The 6888-nt window shown below is 37.8% G+C and carries 5 protein-coding genes and 1 pseudogene; 2 read left to right on the forward strand and 4 right to left on the reverse strand.

Translation table 11 applies throughout. The features are described from left to right. Positions 1-208: hypothetical protein (locus ABLA85_RS15795; protein ID WP_367965338.1), on the reverse strand; the 208-nt coding region annotated here is incomplete at its 3' end. On the opposite strand from ABLA85_RS15795, the gene ABLA85_RS15800 reads away from it, so the two are divergent. Then, positions 188-1057: an IS982 family transposase gene (locus ABLA85_RS15800; protein ID WP_367965342.1), complete on the forward strand. Its 870-nt coding sequence runs from the start codon at positions 188-190 to the stop codon at positions 1055-1057. The genes ABLA85_RS15795 and ABLA85_RS15800 overlap by 21 nt on opposite strands. Positions 1058-1357: 300 nt before the next feature. On the opposite strand, the gene ABLA85_RS15805 is transcribed toward ABLA85_RS15800, so the two are convergent. The 3 genes from ABLA85_RS15805 to ABLA85_RS15815 form a co-directional block, all read right to left on the reverse strand. Beyond that, entirely contained in the window at positions 1358-4270 is a 2913-nt protein-coding gene (locus ABLA85_RS15805; RefSeq protein ID WP_367965339.1) for a type III restriction-modification system endonuclease, read from the reverse strand. Positions 4271-4272: 2 nt separating this feature from the next. Next, positions 4273-6213, reverse strand: coding sequence for a site-specific DNA-methyltransferase (locus tag ABLA85_RS15810; RefSeq protein WP_367965340.1), 1941 nt, complete (start codon positions 6211-6213; stop codon positions 4273-4275). Between the two features lie 160 nt (positions 6214-6373). Then, on the reverse strand, positions 6374-6508 hold the full coding sequence (locus tag ABLA85_RS15815) for a hypothetical protein (protein ID WP_367965341.1): 135 nt from the start codon (positions 6506-6508) through the stop codon (positions 6374-6376). A gap of 108 nt (positions 6509-6616) precedes the next feature. Between ABLA85_RS15815 and ABLA85_RS15820 the strand changes: the two are divergent. Then, positions 6617-6688 (forward strand): annotated as a pseudogene (locus ABLA85_RS15820) (hypothetical protein); the annotation flags it as partial. Between the last annotated feature and the right edge of the window lie 200 nt (positions 6689-6888).

The following is a 6888-nucleotide window of genomic DNA, read 5'->3' on the forward strand; positions in this document are numbered from 1 at the left end:
AAGGAGGACGTCGCCGGTTAACGTGGCAAAAGCGAAATCCAAGCCTGACCATGCTCAAGTATCCCTCTCGAGGGAAAACACATTCAAGGTTCAATTCTTGCTGAATAGGTGTGACGACTGGGGTCTGTCGGGAGCCGGATGCGGTAGTTCTGCATGTCCGGTTCTGAGGAGGGATCTGCCCGGGTGACTGGGTAGGTCTACTCACCATTTTTGTCGTCTTTTCATCCCGCAATGGGAGCAGTTTTGCCTCAATAACGGAGACCGACTGCGTCGTCGACAAGGCCACATGTATCCCAGTGAAATCATGACGATTTTGATCCTCTTTCATCGGTCGCATTACCGGGATTTTAAAAACTTTTATCTGGCGCATATTTGGCAATACCACCACCGCGACTTCCCCACGTTGCTCAGTTATACCCGTTTTATCAGCGTTGCTCCTTCCATTTTAGTTCCATTATCGAGTTATCTGACTCAATTAAAAGGAAAACCAACAGATATTGCTTTTATCGATTCGACGAGTTTGCGCGTTTGCCATAACATCCGTATTCCTCGCCATAAGGTTTTCCACCAGAGTGTCGCGCAACGCGGAAAAACTTCGATGGGGTGGTTCTATGGTTTCAAATTACACTTGGTTGTTAACCATCTTGGCGAAATTTTAGCCCTTAAAGTGACTCCCGGTAATGTGAGTGATCGGGAGCTTGTCCGCGAATTATCAAAAGATTTAACGGGGTCTCTTTATGGCGGTAAAGGCTATCTGGGTCAGGAATTGGCAGATGATTTAGCCCAAAGGGGGCTCACTTTTATCACGAAAAAGCGCCGTAACATGAAAGCCCAGGCACTGGCTGAGTGGGATAAGCTTATGCTTAAAAAGCGTTTTATTATTGAAACGATCAATGGACAATTAAAAACTCTTTCTCAAATAGAGCATTCCCGTCACCGAAGTATAACCGGGTTTTTGTTGACTGTTTTAAGTGGATTGATTGCTTACTGCCTTAAGGAGAAAAAGCCATCACTGAAAATTTTCTATTCGGAAGAAAATATTTCAACAATAGCTTAAGCAGAATTCAGGTTAGAATACAATCTAGCCGTTCCAATTTTATGGTGTGACCAAATCAAGCAACTTGCTCTAACGCACTTCTGGACAAAAGCGATGTACCAACTAAGACTCGATCCGACACTATTGATGAGCTGCGAGATCTAATCAAACAGTCGGCTTTGGGCCAAGAGCGGACTAACTTGCAAGGAGTGCGAATTAAAAAAGATGTACCGGTGTTCTTGTAGGCTTGAGTATTTCATAATTTATTGTCAATAATTACAACTTAATAAAGGAGGCTTGCGCCTCCTTTATTTCTACAAATTATGGTAGTGTGCTCTTTATTATCTCATAGATCTCGTCATTAGCGAATTGAGTCTTGAATTCAACTTTAATGGACTGGCTTATTTGATTGAATAGCACCTGAGCATGCTCTATCTTACGCTTCTCTTCAAGCCGCAAGCTATCTTTTCCGTCTACGTTTTTTGTTTCAATAATAAAGTTTAAGTAATCACCGCTTGTAGTTTTGACTACATAAGCAAAGTCAGGGGAATACGTGTATCCTCCTGCCACAGGGATCTTAATGGAATTCTTCGGTATCTTTGTAAAAACAGCTACAGACTGTATCTCTCCATCTGTTATGTTGAGCCGTTCAAGCTCTGAGTCATAAAAGACTTCTTCAAAAAGATAAGAATCCAATGGCGGTTTTGTGTTGTCATGCAACACACCAAGATAACTTGATAATACCTCATTTAGAGGCTCGCCGCCTGCGTTCGTGAATTTTGTTGGATGCATAGAGCCTGAAATTACATTGTAACCAAGGCTGAACTTGTTGAAAGAATTATTCAGCAAATACTTGCTAAAACCAGATTTAATCTTTCTGATTGTTTGAATATTCAGGTAGTCAGTAATATTGATAGAGTCTTTTATATCACAAAATACCTTATGCAAGGTATCATGTTTAGCAAAAATAGTTTGTGATAAGTTATCAAGAAATTCTCGATAGCTCATTGTATTGAGTTTGGCAAAAGTATCATCATCACTGACGATGCTTTTTGACATAGCCGTATCATTATGAATGTAAATTCTATCAATACGAGTATGAACTCCTGATTTAGTAAATCTTTCTGTTTCTTCGAGCATAAATGACTTGAAAATGGATAAGAATTCACTTTCGCTGTTTATTTTATACTCAATCACTGCTTTCTGATTGATTAAATCCCATAGTTCTTTCAGTTCACTGAACTTGCCAACGCGCATTTTAGTGCGTCTTTTTCCATCGGTGGCTTTTTTGATTTTGCTTGGTTTAACCCCGGTAGGGAATGCCGCTGGGTATTTACCTTTTAAGCGTGTATAGGCATTAGAATCTTTAAAGTTGTCATTCTCATCAATGATTTGAGCGTCAAAAATTTCGTTCATGAGTATCCTTGATGAAAGATTAGAATACTGAGATAGGATTTTATCCTTAAGCTCTTGAGTAAACTTACTCGGAACGGTTTCTTTGAAAGAGCTATCGTTGACCTCTTTGACAAGGGAATCAACAAAATCCTTTTCAGTAAAATCAACATAATAGTTGAGTGTGAAATTGCGGTCTTTCACACGACACATGTATTCATTCACAGGAAGACGTAAACCACGCCCTACCTCTTGAAGTTTGGATGTAGTGCTACCGCTCGAACGGAGCTTACAAATCTGAAAAACGTTAGGATTATCCCACCCTTCACGCAACGTCCACTTAGAGAAAATGAAACGACGAGGATTATCTAAAGACAATAAAAGCTCTTTGTCATGGAGGATTTCGTTGATTTCCTGCTCAATTTTATCATCTTTATCGCTGTTATCTTTTGAAAAATAACCACCATGAACAGAAGAGATATCCTTAACAGTTTTTTCAAGGTAGTTTCTATAAAACTCATCTTTCTCTGTTTTTAACAGTTCATTAGCTTCTGCCAAAACGAACGCTTCAAACTTAGTTTTCAGGCTTCCGGCAATATCATTACCATCACGATAGCCTTCGATGTCATCAATGAAGAAAAGAGTAAGAGGCTTTATGCGTGGTCTTTGTGTCAGATACTCTTTTTCTAACTTGAAGTGTTCTTTTACAGCTTTACGCATCATGTTATCAGTAAGAGTCTGATCGTAAGAGTAAGGGTTTATCGAGCTACCAATTTTTAGCTCAATACCATTACTCAACACTGCCGTGCTCTTGTTTAAAGCATCAAGTGTTAAATCATGGATCGCACTATGCGTTTTAGATAGTGATTCATCTTTTGCTAACTTGAACGTTTTTTTATTACCATTTTCGTTCAGTTCAAATGTGGCTTCTTTTCCGTCAGATTTGACGAACTTGAGGTTGGCGCTACCATCACCAACAATATCTTCAATGTAAGCATCAATACCTTTAACAAGATCTTCATTGAATGCATCTACGGCTGTCAGGCGATAAACTAAGTTCTTATAGCCTTCACTAAAAGTTGCGCCATAACGAATAATATATTGGGCATTAAATTTCTCGATGTTTTCCCATGTTTTTTTGCCTGTAGGAAATTTATGAGGCTCATCAATAATGATGAATGGCTTTACCGCACTAAGGGCAGCAAATGGTGTATTAAACTGATTATCAAGCAAGCCAACATCGTAAGTGTCAGTTAAAGACTTGGAGTTAATCATCCCTGAGTTGATTACAAGAACATGTATATATTTTTTATTAAAATTGTTTGCTTCAACAAAATCATGAATAGCTTGAGGCATATACGACTTTGTGTTTTTACCAGAGTTTTTCTGACTTTCAACAACATAAGTCTTTAGTTCACGCTCGTAATCATCTCGAAAGTGTTCTTTTAAAGCATCACTTTTTAAAAAGTTTACTGTTCCGGCTTTGATTGATAGTGTAGGAACAATAATTATAAATTTGTTAATGCCAAATGATTTGTTCAGGTCAAAAATTGTTTTGGTGTAGGTGTAGGTTTTACCTGTCCCTGTCTCCATAGAAACATCAATGACGTTGCTTTTAGCATCGTAATTCTGTTTTGAATGCTCAATGCCATTAAAATCCTGAACATTTTTCAAATTATTGTAATATTGCTGTTCAGTAAGGCTTAGCTCAGGGTTGGCTAACAAGCGGATGGCAACATTATCTGTCTGATGAGGTATGGCGGAAACAAAAACATTCATCACCGCATCAACGCCTGCCTTCTGATGTGGTAAGTTCTTTTCGAATGTGAACCCTTTAGACATGATTAGTTTCTCACCACCAAATCTAAATCAATAGATTTTTTATTAGCATAACTTTTTAGTGCTTCATTGAGTTCCATCTGTTTTGCGCTTTCAAAGTTGCTGCCATAAAACACGACTTTGTTAGGGGCAAAGTCTTTGTCTGAATCCAGCTTTTGAAGTAATGCTTTCAGTGCTTCACTGGTAAAGTTAGGCGCAATCAGATACAGACGACTATCGCACAAGTGCGCTTTGTAGCCATTAAGGTCAACATCTTCAATTGGTGTTGTTAGTAAGCTTCCATCATACAAACACCATGTAGTCAGTAGGGTGTCATACTGTTCTTGAGTTAATACAGCATCATCAAAGAAGCTAAGGTTAGAAAGTGTAAGTTCAGATTCATCTTTTGTACGGAAATCAGTCATTAAATGATAAATCTTAAACCCTTGATATCCATTTTTTTGGGAAGCTCGAATTAATCGTTCCTTTGTTAAATCAAAAATTGTTTTATAACCATGTTTTAACGCATCGGATTTATCTTTTGTTGGTTCATCTAACTGAACAGTAATGAACTGGTAAGATGTTTTATTTTTATGATTTAAATTAAGCACCGTATGTGCAGTTGTTCCTGAACCAGCGAAGAAATCTAAAACAATACCTTCTCCATCACATGCGAAAGAGATTAAATCTTCTACCAGTTTTATTGTTTTAGCATTTGTAAATGGTTGAGTCATTTCGGGAAATAACTCTTTCAGTTCATTCGTTGCTGTACGACCATCAAGATTAATAACAGAACTTAATTTTTGTTTATAATCCTTAGCATAAACCTTTAGCTCTATAATTTTGTTTTCATTATCACCAAAGATAATTTTTTCTTCTGAAAGAAGCCTGTCCATTGTCTCTGATGGAAAACGATATCCCATGAGGGGTTGTTTACATGGTTTTTTAGTTTCTGGATGTAAAACATCATATCTATACCCCTCTTTTCCGGGGTTGTGTACACTTTGGCTACCAGTATAAACGCCATCTTTATCTATATATTTATATCGATCAAGAGGCCATAATTCAGATTTATGTTCACGATACCATTGGGTATATTTTTCCTTAAGTTCATCACCTGAATATTTTGATGTGAATTCTTTACCTATGTTGATAAGTAAATCCTTAACATCTGAAATATTCGATTTCCATTCACTTTCAAGCTGCTCTTTGTTTTTAGCATAAACAATAATATATTCATGCTCTACGGCTATGTTTGACGGGTTGTTATCGGTTGCATTTTTCCAAACAATATCCCCAACATAATTTTGCTCACCAAAAATTTCATCACAAACAAGTTTTAATTGACTGAACTCATTATGATCAATAGAGATAAAAATAGTCCCATCTTCTTTCATAAGTTCACGAGCAATATAGAGGCGAGGGTAGATAAACGTCAGCCATGCACTATGACTACTTGACCCCTTTATAGTGAAATCAAGTATACGGATAGCTTCATCAAGATCGATACCTGCCAGTTCAGAAAGCTGTTCAGGTGTAAACTTGCGATCATCGTTATAGGCGAATCCATCCTTACCTGTATTGTATGGGGGATCAATGTAAATCATTTTCACCTTTTCAGCATAAGCATTAACCATATGCTTTAATACTTCTAGATTGTCCCCTTTTATTAACATATTCTTACTGTTTTTGTTTTCTTCGCGCTGATTATGTTCTTTATCTTCGGTCATCAGTGTCTTCGGCGGAAGGTTAGCTAATAGACGAGCATAAGACTTACCAAGCCAGTTCAAACTGTACGATTCTTTTGAAAGCTCAACATCCGACGATTTTACGATCTCAAGCAGTTTTTCTTGAATGAAAGCCCCGTTTTTATCAAAACACTGAGGGAAGTGAGCTTTTAAAACGGCAAGTTGTTTACTGTTTGCAGTTTCAACTTCTGAAAAAATCGTTTCTTTTTGAATATCCATTTTACACCTGATTATTTAGCGTTCGATTTTGTGGTGTTTTTGATTGAAGCTTCACTTAAGCCTATGCGTAGTAGTTCAGCTACAGCACCATCAATACTTTTGAAGATGCGTGCTTCGTAAGGCTGTCTTGAGCTGCACAAGACTAATGGCTTTTCCACTCTTAACCATCAAAAATCACGGTATACTCGCCCTTAGAGCCATCTATCATCGCTCTATCAAGTATGCCTGATTTGACTCTTTCCTTAGCCATCGAGCTGAGGATGAAATTTCCACCATCAAGACCTGACATCATCATTATGATCTCGTTATGTGATACTGAAACAATATCAAATATCGTTGCGTGGATAAACTTTTGCTTCAGTTATGAGGGTGTTTCCAAGAACCTTCTAATGGTTGATAGCTCCAAACGCCCACCCGAGGTGAAATCGCGCATCTGGTGATTGATTCCACAGGACTGAAGGTCTTCGGTGAAGGTGTCCGCTTTTCGCGCATATCGGAAGACCTCTAAAATTGAATGGACCGGTTTTGCAGGATACTTATAATATCTGTCGATCCCTGGGAGATTAGTGTCTGATATTGTCATGATCTGCAGCTAATGGACATTAGCTGCAGGGTGTTTAAGTAGTTTAATTGGTTAAAATAAAAAATATAAACGTTGCTAAAATAATTTATCTA

Origin of the sequence: Xenorhabdus sp. SGI246 (assembly GCF_040838225.1) — a bacterium.
Lineage (GTDB): Bacteria > Pseudomonadota > Gammaproteobacteria > Enterobacterales > Enterobacteriaceae > Xenorhabdus > Xenorhabdus indica.

Bases quoted from the DNA above. Each gene is read 5' to 3' on its own strand.
- ABLA85_RS15805 (WP_367965339.1), bottom strand. From the start codon at position 4,270: ATGTCTAAAGGGTTCACATTCGAAAAGAACTTACCACATCAGAAGGCA.
- ABLA85_RS15810 (WP_367965340.1), bottom strand. From the start codon at position 6,213: ATGGATATTCAAAAAGAAACGATTTTTTCAGAAGTTGAAACTGCAAAC.
- ABLA85_RS15815 (WP_367965341.1), bottom strand. From the start codon at position 6,508: ATGATGATGTCAGGTCTTGATGGTGGAAATTTCATCCTCAGCTCGATG.